The sequence below is a fragment of the Sphingomonas parapaucimobilis NBRC 15100 genome (genome assembly GCF_000787715.1).
In the GTDB taxonomy this organism is placed as follows: domain Bacteria; phylum Pseudomonadota; class Alphaproteobacteria; order Sphingomonadales; family Sphingomonadaceae; genus Sphingomonas; species Sphingomonas parapaucimobilis.
This window is the reverse complement of record NZ_BBPI01000095.1, coordinates 38438-59941: the sequence shown is the minus strand read 5'-3', so window position 1 is coordinate 59941 and position 21504 is coordinate 38438. Positions and strand designations below refer to the sequence as shown.

The following is a 21504-nucleotide window of genomic DNA, read 5'->3' as shown; positions in this document are numbered from 1 at the left end:
CTTCCCGCGAGCGCGACGCTTGTGGAGAGGCCCCACCCCAACCCCTCCCCTGCAGGGGAGGGGCTTCGTTCGGATTCAAGTCATGTTCAGAAGGTGACGGCGATGCGGGTGCCGATCGTCTCGCCGCTGTCGGGGCCGGTGAAGGCGCCCGCGCGATTGTCGGTGTCCCAGTGGACCCAGTTGAACTGGAGCCGGGTGAAGCTGTTGAGATACCAGTTGACCCCCGCCGTCGCGGCCCAGCCGCGCCCGCCGGTCAAGAGGCTGGTGTAATCAAGGTTTTCATAGCGCGCGGTCAGCTCGATCGCGCCCGGTCCGCCCTCGAAGATCGGCTTCAGGACGCGCGGTTGGCCGAAGCTGCCGAGACGCGGGTTGTATGGCGGCAGGTCGCCGGTGACGAACCAGCCGCCCGACAGGCTCCACGCCTTGCTGAGGAAATCGGGGCGGCCGCCGGTCAGGCGCGCGCGGCGCTCGCCCGCCTCGGCCATGACCCAGACGGGGCCGACATAGCCGCCCAGTTCCGCGCCATAACCGGTGGTGCTGCGCCCGCCGAGCAGCGCGCCGGTCGATACGCGCAACGCGCCGTTGAAGCGGCCGCCGATCACCGTGTTGCGGGTCAGCGTGGTCGCCGCCGACGACAACGCCTCATCAAAGCCCCAGAGGCCGACATGCAGGACCGAATGGTCGGTCTTGATCGGGTTCCAGTGCGCGCGGCCCAGCACGGTGCGGCTGTCATTGGTTGCCTGGTTGCCGTCGATCCGGTCACCGGTCAGGGTCAGCGAGGCGTGGCCCGTCTTCCAGAACAGGCGCGGCATGATGCCGACGCCGTAGAAGCCGCGCTGCGGGATGATGGCGGTGGAGACGACGGTACGCTCCATGAACGGCGTCGAATCCGATCCCGTCGAACCCTCGAACCCGCGATCGTTGAACAGATGCCCGGCGCGCACGTCGTAATCGAGGCCCGGTCGGATGCGGTTGCGCCAGCCGATGAAGGCGGTGACGATATCGACCTCGTTCTCCGAGAAATCGGACTCGAACTGGTAGAAGAAATGGGTGCCGACCCCGCCTTCCAGGCCCAGGCGCAGCGCGCGCATCCCCGTGGTCGTGATGTTGCGCCCGTCATAGGCCGATCCGAAGGTCGAGCTGACATCGGTCAGGATGCGACCGCGCGGCTTGAAGGTGTAGATGCCGTCCGCCGAGTGGAAGACAGGCAGGCCCGCGCCCCATTCGGTCGTTACGCCCGCCGCATTGGCTTGCCGCGCCTGTGCGACGTCGCGCTCGGCGGGGCCGGGTGGCACCAGCTGCGGCGCGAAGGGACGGGTCACCGTATCACGACCGATCGTGTCGCTTTGCGCCAGTTGCGGCGCGGGCGGCGTGGTCGGGGCGGGGGTCGTGGCGGCGACCGGAGCGGGCGCGGCAGCGGTCGTGCCTTCCAGCCGGTCGAGCCGGGCGCGCAGGGTCGCGATCTCGGCGGCCTGCTGGCGCACCAGAGCGGCAAGGTCGTCGTTGCTCGGCGTCTGGGCCAGCGCGGGGGTGGCGGCCAGCAGGGCGACCAGCGCGGTGGCGGTTCGGATCGGAGTCATCACTTTGGGGCCTCTTGAGCAAGAGTGGCGCGCCAGTCGGCCAGGAAGCGGCGGCGCTTGATGGTGTCGAGATTGACGAGAAGCTGTGGCCCGACGCGGATCGGGCGCTGCTGTTCGCGCGACAGGCGGGGCGCACGGACATCGGCCCGCACCGGCAAAAGCCATTGCTTCGCGAGCAGCGTCTGCCCTGTGCGCGACAACAGGAAGTCGAGGAACAGCCGCGCCGCCGCCGGATGCCGGGCGTCGCGCGCGATGAAGGCGACGCGCGAGGCGATGATTGTATAGTCGCGCGGGAAGACCACCCGGATATTCGGGTCGCGCATCGCCCGGGTCAGCGCATAGGGGCCGACCACATTATACGCGATGGCGATCCGCCCCGCCGACACCGCATCCAGCATCGGCTCGGTCGTGCGCGACAGGATCGGCCGGGTCGCCGCGATCGCCTGCACCAGCGAGCGGGTGTCGCGGGTGATCGCATGATCCTCGGTCAGATAGAGATAGCCGACATTGGACCGGGCGGGGTCATAGGTCGCGACCTTGCCCATCAGCGCGCCGCGACGGGTGCGGAGCAATCGTTCGAACGCCTCATGGGTGCGCGGCACTTGCGCGGCGGGGATCAGGCGGCGATTGACGACGAAGGCGACCGGCTCGGCGGTGACGCCGTAACCCATATTCTTCCACACCGCCGTGGCGGGGAGCGCGGGTTTTTCCGGGCTGAGATAGCCTTGCGCATAACCGTCGTTGATCAGCTTGGCCTGAAGATCCATCGCCGAGGACCAGACCAGATCGGCCCCGGCGGCGCGGCGGCGCGCCTCGGCGACGACGCGGTCGTAGATGATGCTCGATTCCAGATCGTCATAGCGGACCTGGACGCCGGGATAGGTGCGGCGAAACGCGGCGATCAGCGGCTGCATCGCGGCGGTGTCGGCATTGCCATAGATGCGCACCATGCGCTCGCCCCGCGCCTCGTCGACCAGCGCGTCATAGGAGCGGGGATAACCGGCCGGGCGCTGCGCATCGGCGTGAGCGGGCGCGACGGCACCCAGCATCAGCATCGATAGAATTACCATTCGCATCGTTCAGGTCCTCTCGCTTCCCGCCTCTGGGTTCGGGTAAGCTCAATGCCATGGATTATCCCGCCAAGCTGTCATCCGCCTTTCACGCAAGGCCCGCGCCATGCGGATTCTGATCGTCGAGGACGATGCGGCGCTGGCGCGCGGGATCGTCGCGTTGTTGCGCGCGGCGGGCCATGCGGTCGATCATGTCGCGACGGGCGAGGACGCGCTGATGGTCGCGGCGGATGAAGCCTATGCCCTTGTCGTCCTGGATGTCGGGCTGCCCGATATTGACGGCTTCTCGGTGCTCCAGACGCTGCGGCGGCAGGGCAACCGGGTGCCGGTGATGATGCTGACCGCGCGCGATGCGCTGGACGACCGGGTGCGCGGGCTGGACCTCGGCGCGGACGATTATCTGCGCAAGCCCTTCGCGCCGGAGGAACTGGAGGCCCGCATTCGCGCGCTGGGGCGGCGGCGCGGGGGCGATCCCACGCCCGAGCTGGTGGTCGGCGCGCTCGTCCTCGACCGTTCGCGCGGCGCGGCAAGGGTGGGGGAGCGGACACTCGACTTGCGTCGCCGCGAATGGGCGGTGCTCGACGCGCTGGCCACCCGCGCCGGGCAGATCGTGCCGCGCGAGACGCTGCAATCCGAGGTGTTCGGCTATGACGAGCCGGTCGGCCCCAACGCCATCGAGGTGAACATCACCCGGCTGCGCGGCAAGCTGGCCCCCGATGGCCCGGCAATCCGCACCGTGCGCGGGGTCGGCTATATGCTCGATGCCCATTGAGCCTCCACGCGGGCGCGCCGTAGCGCTGCGCACCCGGCTGCTTGCCGCGATGCTGGCGCCGATGCTGGCGATCGCGGTGCTGCTGGGGTTGGCGGGGGCGACGCTGATCGCCGATGTGGTTCGCCGGACCAACGACCGCGTGCTGGGTGGCGCGCTGGGCGCAGTGGCCGAGACGGTGCAGGTGGAGCGCGGCGAGGTGACGCTGGACCTGCCCGCCGCCGCTTTCGGGATGCTGGAGAATAGCGAGCGCGACAATGTCTATTACCGGATCGCGGTAGGGGGACGGCTGCTGACCGGCTATGCCGATCTGTCCGCGCCGAACATCGGTGAACTGGCACTCGACACGCCGCGCTTCCGCTTCGCCCGCTACCGCGATCAGGATATCCGCATCGCCGAAGTGCGCCGCGCGCTGCCCCGCATCGACGCGCCGGTCATCGTGCAGGTGGCCGAGACGCTCGACGGTCGCCGTGCGCTGCAACGGCGGCTGGTGGTCGCGCTGGTGCTGGGCGAGTTGCTGCTGGTGGGCGTGGCCATGCTGCTGATCCGCCCCGCGCTCGCCTGGAGCCTGCGGCCGCTGGCGGGCTTGCGCGGCGCGGTGGCGGCGCGGGACACGCGCGCGACGCCGGACCTGTCGCCGCTCGATACCGGGCCGCTGCCGGTCGAGCTTCGCCCGCTTGCCGATGCGTTCGACCATCTGCTCGCCCGGCTGGACAGCGCGACGGCGGGGATGCGGCGCTTTACCGCCGACGCCTCGCACCAGATGCGCACGCCGCTCGCGGTGCTCAAGGTGCAGGTCGCCCTGGCAAGACGTGGCAGTCCGGCGGCACTGGGCGAGATCGCCGACGCCGCCGATCGGCTGGAACATCTGGTGACGCAGTTGCTGGCGCTCGCCCGTGCCGAGGAGGCAGGGGTCGCGCCACCGCGTGAACGGGTCGACCTGCGCGAGGTGGCGGTCGCCGTCATCAACCGCCGCATCGCCCAGGCGATCGAGGCGGGGGTGGAAATCCATCTCGACGCACCCGCCGACATTGCGATCGCCAGCCACCGCACCCTGTTGTTCGAGATCCTGTCCAACCTGCTCGACAATGCGATCCGCTATAATCGTCGCGGCGGTCAGGTGATGCTGACGGTGTCCGACGAAGCGGGGGAGGGGATCAGGATCGACGTGGCCGATGACGGCCCCGGTCTGCCCGATGCCGATCTGGCCCGGCTGGGCGAGCGCTTCACCCGCCTGTCGACCGCCCGCGACAGCGAGGGCAGCGGACTGGGCCTCGCCATCGTCCGCTCGGCCGCATCGCGGCTCGATGCCGCATTGGAGATCGTGAATACCCGCCCGGGCCTGCGCATCACGTTGCGCTTTGGTGCTGTGCTCGGACCGTCATGACATTGCAATAGTCAGGGCGATCCCCTCCCCTGAAGGGGAGGGGGGCATCTCATGCATCCCGCTTCAGAAGCGATCCGCGTCCATCACCTTCGTCCAGGCGGCGATGAAGTCGTTCACGAACTTCTCCCTGGCATCGTCGGCGGCATAGACCTCCGCCACGGCGCGCAGTTCGGAGTTGGAGCCGAAGATCAGGTCGACCGGCGTCGCGGTCCAGCGGGCAGCGCCCGTCGCCCGGTCCTTGCCCTCATACAGGCCCGGCGTCGCCGACCTGGTCCATACCGTGTCCATCGACAGCAGGTTGACGAAGAAGTCGTTGCTGAGCGCTCCCGGACGGGTCGTCAGCACGCCGTTCTTCGATCCGGCGCTATTGGCGGCCAGCGCGCGCATTCCGCCGACCAGCACGGTCATTTCCGGCACGGTCAGGTCCAGCGAGTCCGCCTTGTCGACCAGCGCTTCGGGTGCGCTGACCTCTGCCTTCGGCCCGTAATAGTTGCGGAAGCCATCGGCGACCGGCTCGAGATGGGCGAAGGACTTCGGATCGGTCTGTGCCTGGGTGGCGTCGACGCGACCGGGCTTGAACGGCACGCTGACCGTCATGCCCCCGGCCCGCGCCGCCTGCTCGATCGCGGCATTGCCGCCCAATACGATCAGGTCGGCCATCGACACCTGACGTCCGCTGCGCGCAAAGTCCTTCTGGATCGCGGTCAGCTTCGCCAGCACCGTCTTCAGCTCGGCCGGATCGTTGACCGCCCAGCCCTGCTGCGGGTCGAGGCGCAGCCGCGCGCCGTTCGCCCCGCCGCGCATGTCGGTGCTGCGGAAGGTCGAGGCCGAGGCCCAGGCCGTGCGGATCAGCGCCGGACCCGAAAGGCCCGATGCGAGCACCATCGACTTCAGCCGGGCCTGATCCTCCGCACCGATCGGTGCGAAGCTGGCGGCGGGCAGCACGTCCTGCCAGACATAGGATTCGGTCGGGACGTCCTTGCCCAGATAGCGGGCACGCGGGCCGAGGTCGCGGTGGGTCAGCTTGAACCACGCGCGGGCAAAGGCCTGTGCGAACAGGTCGGGGTTCTTCTGCCAGCTCTCCAGAATCTTGCGGAAGGCAGGATCGTCCTTCAGCGCCATGTCGGTGGTGAACATGATCGGCGCGTGGCGGACACCCGGCAGATGCGCGTCGGGCACCAGCTGCGCCGCCGCCGGGTCGGTCGGAATCCACTGGGTCGCGCCCGCCGGGCTCTTGGTCTTCACCCAGTCATAGTTGAGCAGATTGTCGATATATTGGGTGGTGAACTGGGTGGGTGAGGCCGACCAGGCGCCCTCCAGGCCCGAGGTCACGGTGTCCTGGGCATTGCCCTTGCCGCACTTATTGGCCCAGCCCAGGCCCTGCTGCTCGATGGCACCCGCCGCCGGTTCGGCCCCGACGCAATCCTTCGGGGCATGCGCGCCATGCGCCTTGCCGAAGGTGTGGCCGCCCGCGATCAGCGCCAGCGTCTCCTCGTCGTTCATCGCCATGTTGCCGAAGGCGCGGCGGATATCGGCGGCGGCGCCGATCGGATCGTGATTGCCGTTCGGTCCTTCCGGGTTGACGTAGATGAGGCCCATGGTGGTCGCCGCCAGCGGACGCTTCAGCGTGCCGTCCGCCTTGGTTCGCTCGGTGCCCATCATCTTGGTCTCGGGGCCCCAGTAGACAACGTCCGGCTGCCACGCATCGACGCGACCACCGGCAAAGCCGACCGTCTTGAAGCCCATATCCTCCAGCGCGACATTGCCGCTGAGCACCATCAGGTCGCCCCAGCTGAGCTTGCGGCCATATTTCTGCTTGATCGGCCAGACCAGGCGGCGGGCCTTGTCCAGGCTGACATTGTCGGGCCAGCTGTTCAGCGGGTCGAAGCGCTGCTCGCCACCGTCCGAACCACCGCGCCCGTCACCGGCGCGATAGGTGCCCGCGCTGTGCCAGGCCATGCGGATGAAGAAGGGACCGTAATTGCCATAGTCGGACGGCCACCAGGGCTGCGACGTGTGCAGGACGCGGCGGATGTCGGCCTTGACCGCCCCCAGGTCCAGGCTGTTGAACTCCTTCACATAGTCATAGTCCGCACCGTAGGGATTGGCACGGGTGTCCTCATGCTGGCGCAGCGCCGTCAGGTCGAGGCGGCTGGGCCACCAGTCGCGGTTCGTCATGCCGCCGGGCCGGGCGACGACCGGCGCGGGCGGGTCCTGCGTCACGGTCTTGGCGGCGGTCGGCGCCTTGGGCTGGGGGCGGTCGGTCTGCTGCGGCGCGCTGGTCAGCACGGCCATCATCGCGATCAGGGAAACGGGTGCAATCGGCATTGGGGCCCCTTTGGTCTGCTATTCGTGTTGCGGGGCGCGATTAGAAAACCGGGTCTCGATGGCAAAGCGAGTTAACCCGATTACAGTCATCGATTGCATGGTGCGGTGCGGTAGGGTTGAATGCGCGACGGGATTGGAGAGCGCGCCCCTATTTTGGCCCCTTGCGACACGCCTTGCAAACTCCGACAAATGTGAATTATGATCGCGCTTATAACATAATGCTTTCACAGAAGAGAGCAGGGCGGGTGACGTAACCCGAGCGGGCTGACTTGAAAGTGCCGGTGCGAGCGACCGGATCGATGGCAGGGAGAGCGAGGGATGAAGGCGAACAGACGCGAGATGATCGGGGGCGCAGTCGCGGCGGCGGCACTGGCACCCGCAGCGGCCTCGGCGGTACCGACGGCGCCGCAAGCCATGGGAGCGGGGCGTGCGCTGAAGGTGCCGCCGCCCTCGCGCTTCACGCCGGATTGGGCGTCACTGACCGCCGGGTACAGCGTGCCCGACTGGTTCCGCGACGCCAAGTTCGGCATGTGGGCGCACTGGACCGCGCAGTGCGTGCCCGAACAGGGCGACTGGTATGCCCGCGAGATGTATCTGCCCGGCAGCCGCGCCTACAACCATCATCTGAAGACCTATGGCCACCCGGCCGATGTCGGTTTCATGCAGATCCAGAACAAGTGGAAGGCGGACCGCTGGGACCCCGGCCGCTTGCTCGACCTCTACAAGAAGGCGGGCGCGAAATACTTCATGGCGCTGGCCAACCATCACGACAATCTCGACGCCTATGATTCCAAATATCATGCATGGAATACGACGCGGGTGGGACCGCGCCGGGATATTGTCGGCGAATGGGCGAAGGGCGCGCGCGCGCGGGGTCTGCGCTTCGCCGTGTCGAACCACTCGGCCCATGCCTGGCACTGGAACCAGCCCGCTTATGGCTATGACCCGACCGGCCCACGCGCGGGTGAACGCTATGACGCCTATAAGCTGACCGCCGCGCAAGGGCGCGGGCAATGGTGGGAAGGGCTCGACCCGCAGCAGCTTTATACCGGCCGCCACATGCCGATGCCCGATGGCATCCGTACCGAGGCGGAGGCCAATGCCTGGCACGAGGCGACCGACCGCCTGTGGAACGAGGGGGTTCCGGCAGGCTCGAACTTCGCGCCCAACTGGCTGCTCCGCGCCAAGGATCTGGTCCAGAAATACCGGCCGGACATGGTCTATTTCGACAATTTCGACCTGCCGCTCGAGCAATATGGCCTGGATTTCACATCCTGGTTCTACAACCAGTCGATGCAGTGGAATGGCGGCCGCCTGGAAGCCGTCGTCACCAGCAAGATGACGCCGCCGCAGCGGCGCACGGGCATCGTCGACGACGTCGAGCGTGGCGGTAAAAATTATATCGAGCGCTTCCCGTGGCAGACCGACACCTGCATCGGCAACTGGCATTACGATATCGAGACCTATCGGAACGACGGCTACAAGTCGGCGGCGACCGTCATCCATACCTTGTGCGACGTGGTGTCCAAGAACGGCAATCTGATGCTGTCGGTGCCGATGCGCGGGGACGGGACGATCGACGACAAGGAAGAGAAGATCGTCAACGATATCGCCGAATGGATGGGCCGTTATGGCGAGGCGATCTATGCCAGCCGCCCGTGGAAGCTGAACGGCGAAGGCCCGACGCGCGGCAATTCGGGCAATTTCTCCGAAGGGGGGCCCAAGTCCGCCTATACCGCGCGCGACGTGCGGTATGTGACGCGCAACGGCAATCTCCATGCGCTGGTGATGGGCTGGCCCGAGGACAATGTTGCGCGCATGACCCTGCTGGCGCAGGGCAACCCGACCATGCCGGGCCAGATCCAGCGCGTGACGCTGCAGGGCGACAACAGCCCGCTGCCGTTCAAGCGCACCGCCGAGGCGCTGGAAGTCACGCTGCCGCCGGGCGCGCGGCATGAGATCGGCGTCGCGCTGGTGATTTCAGGCAATGGCGTCACCGCCTGATGATGGAAGGGGCCACCTGGGGTGGTCGCTTTCCCTGGACTGGAAAAGGCCTCTAATTGGTCAGGCAAATGAGCTTTACAGCTTGAGCCGCCGGGTTAGACTGATCCGATAACCATGGGGGTGGGCGGATGAAACGGGCGGGGATCATGGTCATGGGGGCGGGCCTGGCATCGTTGCTGGGCCTCGCCGCTCCCGCCCCGGCCGCCGAGTTCGACCTGACGCGAGTGAGCCTGCTGGCGGCCCCGGACGGCGAGGGGACCACCCGTATCGCCGCCGAACTTCTGGCCCGCGACCTGACGGCGCTGGGCGGACGGCCGGGCGCGATCGTCGAGGATGCGGCGAACTGTGCCGCGATGTGCGTCGTGATCGGAACGACGGCTTCCCCGATCGTCCAGCAGCTGGCGGCGCAGGGCGGCGTCGACCTGTCGCCGATCTCCGGCGGCTGGGAACGTTATGTCCGGGCCGGGTTCCGCGTGGCCGGGCGGCGCTATCTGCTGATCGTCGGATCGGACGCGCGCGGTGCCGCTTATGGCGTGACCGACCTGTCCCGCGCGCTGGGTGTGTCGCCCTGGGAATGGTGGGCGGACGTCACCCCGCGCCGTCGCGAGCGGATCGTGATTGATGACGCCGCGTTCGTGTCGCGCGCGCCATCGGTGAAGTATCGCGGCATCTTCCTGAACGACGAGGATTGGGGGCTGGAGCCTTGGGCGGCCAAGACCTTCGATCTGGAAAAGGGCAATATCGGCCCCAAGACCTATCAGCGCGTCTTTGAGCTGATGTGGCGGCTGAAGGCCAATACGCTGTGGCCCGCGATGCACTCGGTCTCGACGCCGTTTTTCGGCGATCCGGGCAATGCGCCGCTCGCAAAACGCTATGCGATCGTCATCGGCAGTTCGCACGCCGAGCCGATGCTCCGCAACAACTTGCGCGAATGGGACGAGGGGCAACGCGGCGGGTTCGACTTCACCCGGCGGCCCCAGGCGATCCTGGATTATTGGCGCGAACGGGTGGGTGAGACCAGGGGGCAGGAGGCGATCTATACGGTCGGCCTGCGGGGGCTGCATGACGGACCGATGCAGGGGGTGACGACCACGGCGGCGCGGCGCAGCATCCTGGAGGATGTGGTCGGGCGGCAGCGCGGGCTTCTGGCCGACACGCTGGGCAGACCGGCCACACAGGTTCCGCAGCTTTATGTCGCCTATCACGAGTTGCAGGAGGCCTATGACGCCGGGCTGACCTTGCCCGGTGACGTCACGCTGATGTGGACGGACGACAATTACGGCTATCTGCGGCGGCTCAGCACGCCCGAGGAGCAGAAACGGCCGGGCGGGGCGGGGGTCTATTACCACCTGTCCTATTGGGGGCGGCCGCACGACTATCTGTGGCTGGGCACCACGCATCCCGCGCTGATCCGCGAAGAGATGGGGCGCGCCTGGGACACCGATGCGCGGCGCATCTGGGTGGTCAATGTTGGCGACATCAAGCCGGTCGAATATCTCTCGCAATATTTCCTCGACCTGGCCTTCGACGGGAAGCTGCTGGACGAGGCACCGCGCGAGCATCTGCGCCGCTTCATGGCCGAGCAGTTCGGCGCGGCGGAAGCGGGTGCGATCGCGGACGTGATGATGCGTTTCTATGACCTCGCCTGGCCGCGAAAGCCCGAATTCATGGGCTTCGGCCAGACCGAATGGGTCACGCCCAACCGCCCGAGCGGCTATGTCCGGTCGGATGGCGAAGAAGCGCAGGCGCGCATCGCGGCCTATCAGGCGCTCGCGGCGCAGGCGGAGGCGATCGGCACGCGTATCGCGAAGGACCGGCAGGATGCCTTTTACGAGCTGGTCCTCTATCCGGTGCGCGGCGCGGCGGGGCTGAACACACGTATCCTGTCACTCGATCTGGCCGAGCTGTACGCGCGCGATCAGCGGGCCAGCGCCAATGCCTATGTCGCGGGGGCGAAGGCGGCCCATGCCGGGCTGGTCGCGGATACGGGGCGCTACAATGCGCTGGCTGGCGGCAAGTGGCGCGGGATGATGGACATGGCGCCGCGCCGCCTGCCGGTCTTTGCCGAGCCGATGTGGCCGAACTGGCAGTCCTCGACGCAAAGCGGCTGCGCCACCAGGCTGTGGGGCGCATGGATCGGGGACGAGAATGTCCTGACCTTCACCCGCGGCATTCCCGCCGCGCGGCCCGTGACGCTGTACCAGCATCAGCCGCAGGCGACGGCCTGGGCGGTGAGCGATATGCCCGCCGGTCTGTCCTTGTCGCAAAACAAGGGCGAACTGAACGCGCGCGGGGGTTACGAGCAGCGGCTGACCCTGCGCTACGACGGCAAGGGTGCGGTCGGGCCGGTGACGCTGCGCTGCGGCGATCGGCCGGTGGTCGTCCATGCGACCGCGCTGACCCCGCCCAATGTTGAGCCGGGCACGGCCATCGAGGACGAACGTCGCGTCACCATGCCTGCGCTGACAGCCAGTTATGGGGCGGATTGGGAAGCGATCCCCGATCTCGGCAGTCAGCACGGCGCGCTGCGGGCGAAGCTGACCCTGCCGTCACGCGGTTCGGCGGCGCAGGGCACGCACGCAACATGGCGCTTCGCGACCATGACCGAGGCGGGGGCGACCCTGCATATCGTCGCGCTGCCGACCCATCCGCGCGATCCCGCGCACGGACTTCGCGCCGCCGTCCGGCTGGACGACGGCGACTGGCAGACGGTCGATTTCGCGACCACCGGGCGCAGCGACCAGTGGCGGCAGAATGTGCTGACCAACACTGCGATCGCCGACATCCCGCTCAAGAGCTTTCCCGCCGGACAGCACCGGGTGGCGATCGTGCCGCTCGACCCCGGCCTGATCCTCGATCGTGTCGAGCTGGTGCTCGACGGCGCCCGCCCGCTCTACGCGCCGCTCGCCTCTGATTCTTGGCCGGAGACTGCCCGATGACCGTGACCCGCCGCACTCTTCTGGCCAGCGGGCTGGCCGCACCCGCGCTGGGGACGCCCGCATTGGCGGTCGACCGTCCGATGGAACTGGACAGCGGCGATGCGCCCGCGCCGTTCGACATTATGCCCGAGCCGCCCTTTATCGCCGATCCCGGCCTGCTGCGGCTGGATGACGGTTGGCTGTTCCACAAGGGCGACATCGCCGTGCCGCCGATCCTGGGGCATGAGGAAAGCTATCAGAATGCCAAGGCCGGGATCGCACAGGGCGCGGCGGCGGTCAGCTATGACGACAGCGACTGGCGTGGGGTCGAACTGCCGCATGACTGGGCGATGGAGGAGGTGGTCGACCCCAAGGCCAATGTCGCGCAAGGCTATCGGTGGCGCGGGATCGGCTGGTATCGCCGCACGCTGAAGCTGCCGAGCGAATGGCGCGGGCGCTATCTGGAGGTGCAGCTGGGCGCGGCGGCGACCAACGCCAAGGTCTGGTTCAACGGCGTCCTCGTCGCGCACAGCTTCAGCGGATACACCGCGATCCTGATCGATATCACGCCCTATGCCCGGTTCGGCGAGGAGCTGAACACGCTGGCCGTCCGCGTCGATGCCGAGACGATGGAGGGTTGGTGGTATGAGGGCGCGGGGCTGTACCGCCACAACTGGCTGGCGGTGCGCGACGGGGTGAGCATCGTCACCAATGGCCTGCACGCCGATCCGCGCCGCGACGGTGCGGGCTGGACGGTGCCGGTCGCGCTGACCGTCTCCAACATCCAGAAGACGGCGGCGACCGTCCGCGCCGAGGCGGTGCTGATCGACCCGGCAGGCCGCGCCATCGGCCGGGCGGAGGCGGACGTGACCGTCGATCCGCTCAGGACCGCCGAGGCGATGATGACCATCCCGGTTACGTCGCCGCAGCTCTGGTCGGTCGACCAGCCGACCCTCTACCGGGTGGAGACCCAGCTGCTGCGCGACGGCAAGGCGATCGATGCCCGCGCCACCCGGATCGGCTTTCGCGAGATCCGCTTCGACGCAGCCACCGGCTTTTATCTCAACGGCGTGGCGACCAAGATCAAGGGCGTCTGTGTCCATCAGGATCATGCCGGTGTCGGCGTCGCCATGCCCGATGCGATGTGGGAGTGGCGCGTCCGGCGGTTGAAGGCGATGGGCTGCAACGCGCTGCGCTGCTCGCACCATGCGCCCGCGCCCGAACTGCTCGATGCATGTGACCGGCTGGGGATGCTGGTCATGGACGAGAACCGCAACTTCAACCCCAGCCCCGATTATCTGCGGCAGCTGCAATGGCTGGTTCGCCGCGATCGCAACCATCCCTCCGTCTTCCTCTGGTCGGTGTTCAACGAGGAACCGATGCAGGGCACCGAACAGGGTTACGAGATGGTCCGCCGCATGGCCGAGGCGGTGAAGGAACTCGATACCTCGCGCCCGGTCACGGCGGCGATGAATGACGGGATGTTTTCACCGCTGAACGTCTCGGACGCGGTCGATGTGATGGGCTTCAACTATCAGCATCGCCGCTACGACAGCTTCCACGCCGCGCATCCGACCAAGCCGATGACCAGCTCGGAGGACACCAGTGCCTTCATGACGCGTGGTGTGTGGAAGACCGACATGGCCGCGCACGAGGTCAGTTCCTACGATACCGACGCCGCCGAATGGGGCCTGACCCATCACGAAAGCTGGCGGATGATCGATACGCGGCCCTTTGTCGCGGGGACGTTTGTGTGGACCGGCTTCGACTATCATGGCGAGCCGACGCCGTTCGAATGGCCGACGACCAGCAGCGTGTTCGGCATCATGGACCTGTGCGGTTTCGCAAAGATGGCCTTCCACCTGCGCCGCGCGCAATGGGTCGATGATGCGCCCGCGCTCGCCATCGCGCCGCACTGGACCTGGCCGGGGCGCGAGGGGCAGGCGATCCGGGTGATGGCGCTGACCAATGCCGATACGGTGGAGTTGCGTCTGAACGGCCAGTCGCTGGGCCAGAAAAAGGTCGACCGGCTGGCGATGCCCGAATGGCAGGTGCCCTATAGCGCCGGACGGCTTGAGGCGGTCGGCTATCGCGGCGGGCGCGAGGTGTCTCGCACCGCCGTCGAGACGACGGGCAAGGCCGTCGCGTTGAAGCTGGTCGCGGACCGTGGCGGGATGCTGGGGACGGGCAGCGATGTGCAGCCCTTCACCGTGATGGCAGTCGATGCGAAGGGGCGGGTGGTGCCGGACGCCGATGCGCCGGTCAGCTTTCGGGTGACGAAGGGCGTGGTGATCGGCGTCGGCAATGGCGACCCGAACGACCATGACTCCGAGGTCGTGCCCGCGCGCCGCCTTTTCCATGGCCTGGCCCAGGCGCTGGTCCGGGCCGAGGCGGGGGCGGGTACGCTGATGGTCGAGGCGACCGCGCCGGGCCTGAAACCGGCGCGCGCGTCGGTGCGGGTGATCGCGGCCGAGCCTTTGCCCATGCTGCCCGCGACCCGGCCCGTCGCGATGCTGACCGACTGGAAGCGGAGCGACTTCACCGCGACCCGGCCCGACCCGCTGCGGCGCTATGCGGGCAATGACATGAACAGCCTGGTCTATGCGCGTCCCGGTCGACTGGAGGGACCGGGCGAGGGCGTCTGGTCTACCTATCGCACCAGCTTCACGCCCCGCCGCCGGGTGGCCGAGCAGGGCGGCGCGGTGGTCTTTGCCGAGGTCGTCGGGCGGGCCGAGGCCTGGGTCGACGGGGTGAAACAGGCGGAGAAGACGGACTTTGCGGGCGCGCCGCTGGTCGTGCCGTTCCCGGCCGGGGCGGGGGAGCGGCAGGTGGTGCTTTTGGTGGAAGCAGAGCCGGGCAAGGCTTCGGGATTGGGGCGGACGATTTCGGTTCGGGAGAGGTGAGTCCCTTGGCCTTCGACTTCGGCGCAAAGCGCCGAAGTTTATCCTGAGCAGCTGGCTTGCCAGCCAGCCGAAGGGCTCAGGCTGAACGGGGGTTAGGTATAAGCCCTCCGCTCCGTTCACGCTGAGCGAAGTCGAAGCGCACGGGTCAAACCTTCAAGATAATCCCCTTACGATCCAGCACCCACCCGAACGCACAGCAGACCAGCGTATAGACCAGCGCGCAGAGCAGCGACCCGACCGGCCCCGGCGCGATCGGCTGGAACGCGTTGAGGCCGACCCAGGTGTAAAGCCCTTCGCCATCGACATGGACCAGTTCCAGCACGACGACGAGCAGCTCGGAAAAGAGGTAGATGGCGAGCGGATTGCGCCCCAGCATCTGAAGAAAGGAGCGTCCGAGCGTTACGCCGCGCACCTCGACCAGCCACAGCGTCGCGCCGAGCAGGATCAGGTCCAGCCCGACCGTCAGCGCGACGAACGAGCCGGTCCACAGCTTCTTCGCCACCGGCAGGACCGGCGCGAACAGCAGTGCGACGACGACCAGCGCGGCCCCGATCGCGGCCAGCTTCCCGACCGTCGCGCCATGCTTGCCCCAGCGCTGGATGGCGAGGCCCGTCAGATAGCCCGCGATCACATTGGCGGTCGCGGGCAATGTGCCGAGCAGCCCCTCGGGATCGAAGCCATGATCCTTCTTGTAGAGATGCTCCAGCCCGATCAGCCACAGGTCGAACAGCGTGCCCGCATTCCTGTACCGCCCGAACGCCTCGCCCGTCGGGCTGAGGCCGACGAGGATCGCCCAGTGCGCGACGACCAGGCCGATGGCGGCGATGAGCAGGTGGCTCGGCCGCAGATAGCGCGCGAGCAGCGCCCCCAGCAGATAGCAGAGCGCGATGCGTTGCAGCACGCCGGTAAGCCGGGTGACGACAAAGGGCTTGGCGATCCAGCTGCCGTCCGCCTGATGCGTGAGGAAGGGGAACCAGTACATCAACACGCCGAGCAGGAAGATCAGCGCGGCGCGTTTGAACACCCGGCGCAGGAAGACATGCTCGGCCATCGGCCGGGTCAGCGCGAAACTCATCGCATTGCCGACTGCGAACAGGAAGGTCGGATAGATCAGGTCGGCCAGCGTGAAGCCGATCCACGGCGCGTGCTGCAACTGGGTAAAGGCTCCGCCCGCGCCCGCCGTGTTGACCACGATCATCAGGAAGATCGTCGCGCCCCGGAACATGTCGAGCGAGGCGAAACGCTCGGGTCTGGCGGTGGTCATCGGGCGGTCTCCTGCATCAGCGCGCGGGCCTCGGCCACCGGATCGGTGGGCGCGGCGGTCTTGTAGCTGCGGGGAGAAGCGACCCAGGCCTTTTCCCACTCGAGCAACCGGCTCGTGAAGGCCGCATCGTCGACCGGCCGTTTGGCGAGTGCCGCCGCGCGGGCCTCGGCGAGATAGGCGGTCCAGCGCGGCAGGTAATAATCGGCATACATGCCCGCCCAGGCCTTGGACGCGTAATCGCCCAGATGGCCGCGTCCGCCCCAGATCGTTACCTGCGCCTTGGCATTCTGTTCATAGGCGGCCTTTTCGGCGGGGGTGTCGCCATAGGCGCGCGCATCCGCGATCCAGCTGGCCAGGCTTTCCTGTTGCCCGCCGATCAGATGGTCGATGGCGTGTGCCAGCGCCTTGACCCGCGCCGTCTCGCGGTCTCCGGCGGGAATATCGCCTTTTTTATAGGCGGCGACGGCGGCCTTCACGCTGTCGTCCAGCGACAGGCTGGCGGCGTGACGGGTCAGGTCGACCAGATCATAGCGGTAGAGCGGACTTTTCCCGTAAGCGGGCGCAAGCCTGAGCATCGCCGCGATCCCGGCACGCAGTTTCGCGCGGTCGCCCGGTTCGGCGGGATAGATCGGTGCGTCGGCGGCGGGGCGCTTGAAGAAGAGGTACGCACCCGCCCGCTCGTTCCACCAGCGCGGGGTCCAGTAGCGGACGTCATAGGCGCCCGCGACCACATCCTGCCACGCCGTGACCATCGCCGGGTTGCTCCGTCCATAGCGCGCGGCGGTGTAGCGGCTCAGCCAGGGGCCAAGCGCCATGTCGCCGCCCGGCCACGCCACGTCATAGGCATAGTCATAGACCAGGCTGTTGCTGTGCAGCCCTTCCGGGAACATGCCGAAGCCGCGGACATTCCCGCGCCCCTTGTCGGCGAACATCGCGGCCACATCCCGGCGGTAGAAATCGGGCGCGCCGTACACCGGGTTGCTGCCACCATAATTATGGACATAGCCGTAAACCCAGTTCTTGCCGTCGAACCCGTTCGTCGTCTTCCAGATGCCGGGATAGCGGTCATTGCCGATGTCGAGGATCAGCATCTTCTCGTCCGGCACGTCGCGCAGGAAGGCGGCGATGGCGTCGGGGGTCCAGAATTTCTTGTCCGCCCCGAACAGCCAGCCCTGCATGACCCAGGTCGCCCCCGGCGCGGCGGCGGCGATCGAGGCGTAGAGCCGCTGGCCATAGGCCGCCAGCCGGGCATCGCGCACCTCGCGGGGCAGGGCGGCCGCCTTGGTGGCGGCGTCGAGCGCCGGGGTATTGGCGGTCGCGTCGCCATAAGCGGTGTGGGCGGTGTCGCTGCCATCCTCGGCGATGGGCGGCACCATCTCGTTGAAGGCGTCGGCGAGATAGTATTTCCCCGGCCCGTACTCGGCGGTGTAGAGTTGCAGGAACCGCTTTGCCAGCGGGGCGAACAGCGGATCGGACGGGTCGAGCCAATAGGTCCCCTCGAACCCTTCCCAGGACCGCATCTGGTAGATGCGCGCCTTCGGATGCGCCTCGGCAAAGGCCTTGGGCACGTAACCCGCAAAGGCAGGCAGGATCGGCGTCATGCCCAGGTCGCGCATCCGGGTGAGGATACGCTTTTGCAGGTCGTGCTTCTTGTCGATCCACCCGGTCGGCAGGGGCGCGCGATAGCCCTCGATATTGCCCATGCGCTGCCACGGCAGGAAGGCGGGGCCGGAGAAGTGCTGGGCGAGCTGCGCCTCGCTCAACCCCTGTTCGCGCCAGAGCTGGCGCCAGACATAATCCTGTCCCTCCATCGCCAGCGGCATGTCGACGCCGTGTACCGCCATCGCGTCGATCTCGCGCTCCCAGCGCGGCCAGCTCCACCAGGGCGTGGTATAGCCGAAGGTACAGGTGTTCAGATAGGCGCGGACGTTGAAGGGTGAGGCCACCCAGCCGCTGTCACCGGGCGTCAGGCGGGTCATCGGGCCGACCCGATTGCCCTCCCAGCTGATCGCGAGCCGCCCTTGCGCATTCAGCATCGCCGCCGCCCCGCGCACTGCCGCGACGGGTGAGGAGGCTTCGACATTCAACCGGTCATGATCGACCCGGACGCGGTAGCGGGAATCGGTCGAGGGCCGGATCGCCACCGAGACCTGTCGTTCCGGCACGCCCAGCCGCTGGAGCGCGGCGCGCGCCGCCTGCCCGCCATCGCTCTGCGCATGGGCCATCGAGGCGGTGAGAAACAAGGTGCCGATCAGGCCGAGCGTCTTGGGATAGGTCATCACGGACTTCATTGTCCCCGGTTCATACCAAAAGGGAAGGGCGGACCATGGCTGGCCCGCCCTCCAGAGGGGAGGTCTAGAAGCGCGTCGACGCCGAGAGGTAGATGGTGCGCCCCGTCCGGCTGGCGAGCTGGAAGGTGTTCGCGTTGGTCTGATAGGCGTCTTCGTGCGTGTTGTTCAGGTTGATGATGCCCGCCGTGAAGCTGAGATAGCTGGCGGGCGTGTAGCCCAGTGCCAGGTCCATCTGGGTGCGCGGGCGCACCACATGGGTCAGGCCGCCATTGACGAAGAAGCTCGACGCCGCGTCCTGGACGTACGAGCTGCGGTGGTTGACCGACAGCCGGACGCTGAACATCTCGTTTTCCCAGTACGGCGTCAGGTTCCAGGTCAGCTTCGACAGGTCGCGCAGGTTGAAGCCGGTGCCGATCGCGCTGGCATCGGTATCGACCACGGTCACGTTGCCGACCGCGCCGAAGCCCTTCACCGGCAGGATCATGTCGAAATTCTGCGACGCGCCCAGCTCCAGGCCCTTGATATGGATGACCCGGTCGTCGTTCAGCACCCGGCTGAAGCTGTAATCCGTCTTCAGGTCCGCCGATTGGCAGTCGCTGACCACGCCGTTCAGCGCGACGCCGTCGAACGAGCCGGGGCAGTAGAATTGGGTGAAGGTGCCGTTCTTCACCGCCTTGTAGAAACCGGCCAGCGTGATCGAATTACCCTTGCCGTGATAATATTCCAGGCTGACGTCCAGCTGGTTGGCGGTCAGCGGCTTCAACCGGCTCTCGCCCTGCGCGACCGAGACGCTGGGCCGCAGGCTGGTGGTGACGCGGGTGATGGTGTCGGCCATCTGCGTCTGGCTGTTGAGCAGAGGCCGGACCAGCACCTTGGCCGCCGCGATACGGGCGACGAGGTGCGAGGTCACGTCGAGTGCGAAGCTGGCGCTCGGCAGGACATTGCCATAATCCTGCACGACATGCTGCTGGCCGAGAAGGGTCGCGTCGCTGCCGGTGCCGTTGGTCAGGCTGCTTGTGACGTTCTGGTGGGTATGTTCGTAGCGGACGCCGACATTGCCGCGCACGGGCAGGTTGAAGATCGTGCCGTCGATATTCGCCATCGCATAGACCGCCGGGATGTAACGATCGACGCGGTAGGTGTTGGGCCAGTCGGGCGTGTCGGGCACGCTGATGCCCTTGTCGCGCAGGATCTGCTGCCACAGCGGGGCATTGACCGACAGGAAGCTGCTGGGGATCGCCATCGACCCGCCCAGGAAGTTGTTCACCAGCACGCCGGTCTTCGACAGGTCGGGGATCCAGGCGAACTCGGGGTACGTGACGGGATCGCTGACATCGGCGTCGCGGTCGTGGCGATACGCCTTGGTATCGAAGCTCTCGTGGTGATATTTCGCGCCGAAGACCAGCGCCTTGATCCCGTGCCAGTCGAGGTCCTGGGTCAGGTCGGTCTGGATCGCGCGGTCGTGGGCCGACTGGATATGCGTCGCGCCGTCGACAAAGGCGTACCAGGTGCGGTTGCCCATATTGTAGATCGATCCGTCGGTCAGGCTGGCGGTGTTCCACTTGACGTTGAACGGATCGGAAATGTCGAGCTGTCCGCCATTGGCGAAGCGCACCTCGTCGATCGTCGCCCATTCGTACAGCTTGGCATCGCCCTGGGTATAATGGCCGATCGCGCGGATATGGGTGGTGTCGGTCGGGCTCCAGTTGACCGTGCCGGTATAGGCCTGGGTCTGGAGGTTGCGCAGTTCCGGCTGGTCGTTGTTGTCGACGTTGAAGTTGCTGATGTTGATGTTGTTCGCGACGCCGTTGGCCTTGCTGTTGACCGTCACCGCCGAGGCGGCCCAGCGGCCGAAGACCATCTGGCGCGTGTCGTAGCGGGTGTGGTCGCGCGAATATTCGCCCTGCAACAGGACCTCGAAATTGTCCTGCGGCTTCCACTGGATCGCGCCGCTGCCCATCAGCTGCTCGGTATCGCGGTCGATCCGGCGATAGCGGAGATTGCCCGGCACCTGCGCATCGGAGGCCCCGGCGACGGTGCCCGGCTGATACCAGTTCTTGATGAACAGATAGTCGCCGCGATCCTTCAGCTTCTGATAGCCGACATCCAGCATGACGCCGATCGTGTCGTCGGCGAAGCGCTTGATATAGGCGGCGTTGACCTTGGGCGTCGCGGCCTTGCGATAGTCGGAATAATAGCCCTTGATGCCCGCGATGAAGCTCGGCCCCTTATAGGCGAGCGGCTTGACCGTGTCGATGTTGACGGTGCCGGCCAGCCCGCCCGTATCCATGTCGGCGGTCGGCGACTTGATGACCTGGATCGCGCTTGCCAGATCGGTCTGGATGATGTCGTAGCGGAAGCCGTCCTTGAAGTCGGCGCTGGCGAAGGTCTGGCCGTTGATCGTGGTGCGCGCATATTGCGGACCCAGGCCACGGATGCTGATCGTCGAGCCGCGACCGTTGATGTTGGACATCTGGACGCCCGCGATACGCTGGATCGCCTCGGTGATGTTCTGGGCGGGAAACTTGCCGATATCCTCCGACGAGATGCCGTCGGTGATGCGGATGTCGTTGCGCTTGGCGGCGAGCGCCGAGGCGATGCTCTGGCGATAGCCGGTGACGGTGATCTCGTTCTGGGCATCGGCCCCGGCGGTGTCGGTCTGGGGCGTCGCCTGCGCGGCATCGGCGGCGGCGGCGATGCTGGTGGTCGAGGTGGCGGCGGGGCCGCCGGTCTGTGCCATGGCGGGCACGGCGATCATCGCGGATGCGGCCCAGGCCGCGGTAAAGGCGGTCGTGTGAAGCAGGCGTTTGCGCCGGAGACGCGACGCGTCGTGGCACGGTGACATGGTCATGCTCTTTCCCTCCCTCTGATCCCGACGCGGGGCACATCGCGCCGGGCTTCCCCGAGACTTTGCCGGACGGGCTATCGGCGGCCGGCGGGAAGCAGGGGGCGTCGGCGGCCGGAACGGGGTGAGCGTTCACGGACCGGGA

Annotated in this window: 11 protein-coding genes; 5 read left to right on the top strand and 6 right to left on the bottom strand. The window is 67.3% G+C overall.

Annotated elements, in window-relative coordinates:
* Positions 1–86: 86 nt before the first annotated feature.
* Positions 87–1580 carry an OprO/OprP family phosphate-selective porin gene (locus tag SP5_RS16485; RefSeq protein WP_042490699.1) on the bottom strand — a complete coding sequence of 498 codons (1494 nt, stop codon included), beginning with the start codon at positions 1578–1580 and terminating at the stop codon, positions 87–89.
* Complete coding sequence (locus SP5_RS16480) at positions 1580–2656, bottom strand: ABC transporter substrate-binding protein (RefSeq protein WP_042490697.1); 1077 nt, start codon at positions 2654–2656, stop codon at positions 1580–1582. The genes SP5_RS16485 and SP5_RS16480 overlap by 1 nt, the downstream gene beginning before the upstream one ends.
* A gap of 100 nt (positions 2657–2756) precedes the next feature.
* Here SP5_RS16480 and SP5_RS16475 point away from each other — a divergent pair, with 100 nt between their 5' ends.
* Positions 2757–3422 carry a response regulator gene (locus tag SP5_RS16475; protein ID WP_042490696.1) on the top strand — a complete coding sequence of 222 codons (666 nt, stop codon included), beginning with the start codon at positions 2757–2759 and terminating at the stop codon, positions 3420–3422.
* Positions 3412–4806: a sensor histidine kinase gene (locus SP5_RS16470; RefSeq protein WP_042490694.1), complete on the top strand. Its 1395-nt coding sequence runs from the start codon at positions 3412–3414 to the stop codon at positions 4804–4806. Before SP5_RS16475 ends, SP5_RS16470 begins: the two co-directional genes overlap by 11 nt.
* A 63-nt stretch (positions 4807–4869) precedes the next feature.
* On the opposite strand, the gene katG is transcribed toward SP5_RS16470, so the two are convergent.
* Positions 4870–7101, bottom strand: a complete 2232-nt coding sequence (gene katG / locus SP5_RS16465; RefSeq protein WP_439645623.1) for a catalase/peroxidase HPI — start codon at positions 7099–7101, stop codon at positions 4870–4872.
* Between the two features lie 351 nt (positions 7102–7452).
* On the opposite strand from katG, the gene SP5_RS16460 reads away from it, so the two are divergent.
* The 3 genes from SP5_RS16460 to galA all read left to right on the top strand — a co-directional run bounded on the left by SP5_RS16460 (position 7453) and on the right by galA (position 14959).
* Positions 7453–9138 (top strand): alpha-L-fucosidase, encoded by a 1686-nt coding sequence (locus SP5_RS16460; RefSeq protein WP_042490692.1) that lies wholly within the window; start codon positions 7453–7455, stop codon positions 9136–9138.
* A 128-nt stretch (positions 9139–9266) separates the two neighbouring features.
* Entirely contained in the window at positions 9267–12077 is a 2811-nt protein-coding gene (locus SP5_RS16455; protein WP_042490691.1) for a glycosyl hydrolase 115 family protein, read from the top strand.
* The gene (galA, locus tag SP5_RS16450; RefSeq protein WP_174435561.1) at positions 12074–14959 is read left to right on the top strand and encodes a beta-galactosidase GalA; all 2886 of its coding nucleotides are present in this window, start codon (positions 12074–12076) and stop codon (positions 14957–14959) included. The genes SP5_RS16455 and galA overlap by 4 nt, the downstream gene beginning before the upstream one ends.
* Before the next feature lie 145 nt (positions 14960–15104).
* Here the strand turns inward: galA and SP5_RS16445 are convergent, their stop codons facing one another.
* From SP5_RS16445 to SP5_RS16435, 3 genes are all read right to left on the bottom strand, one after another.
* The gene (locus SP5_RS16445) at positions 15105–16223 is read right to left on the bottom strand and encodes an acyltransferase family protein (protein WP_042490690.1); all 1119 of its coding nucleotides are present in this window, start codon (positions 16221–16223) and stop codon (positions 15105–15107) included.
* Complete coding sequence (locus tag SP5_RS16440) at positions 16220–18514, bottom strand: alpha-N-acetylglucosaminidase (protein ID WP_042490689.1); 2295 nt, start codon at positions 18512–18514, stop codon at positions 16220–16222. The genes SP5_RS16445 and SP5_RS16440 overlap by 4 nt, the downstream gene beginning before the upstream one ends.
* A 64-nt stretch (positions 18515–18578) precedes the next feature.
* Positions 18579–21365 (bottom strand): TonB-dependent receptor, encoded by a 2787-nt coding sequence (locus SP5_RS16435; RefSeq protein WP_052811608.1) that lies wholly within the window; start codon positions 21363–21365, stop codon positions 18579–18581.
* Positions 21366–21504 lie beyond the last annotated feature (139 nt).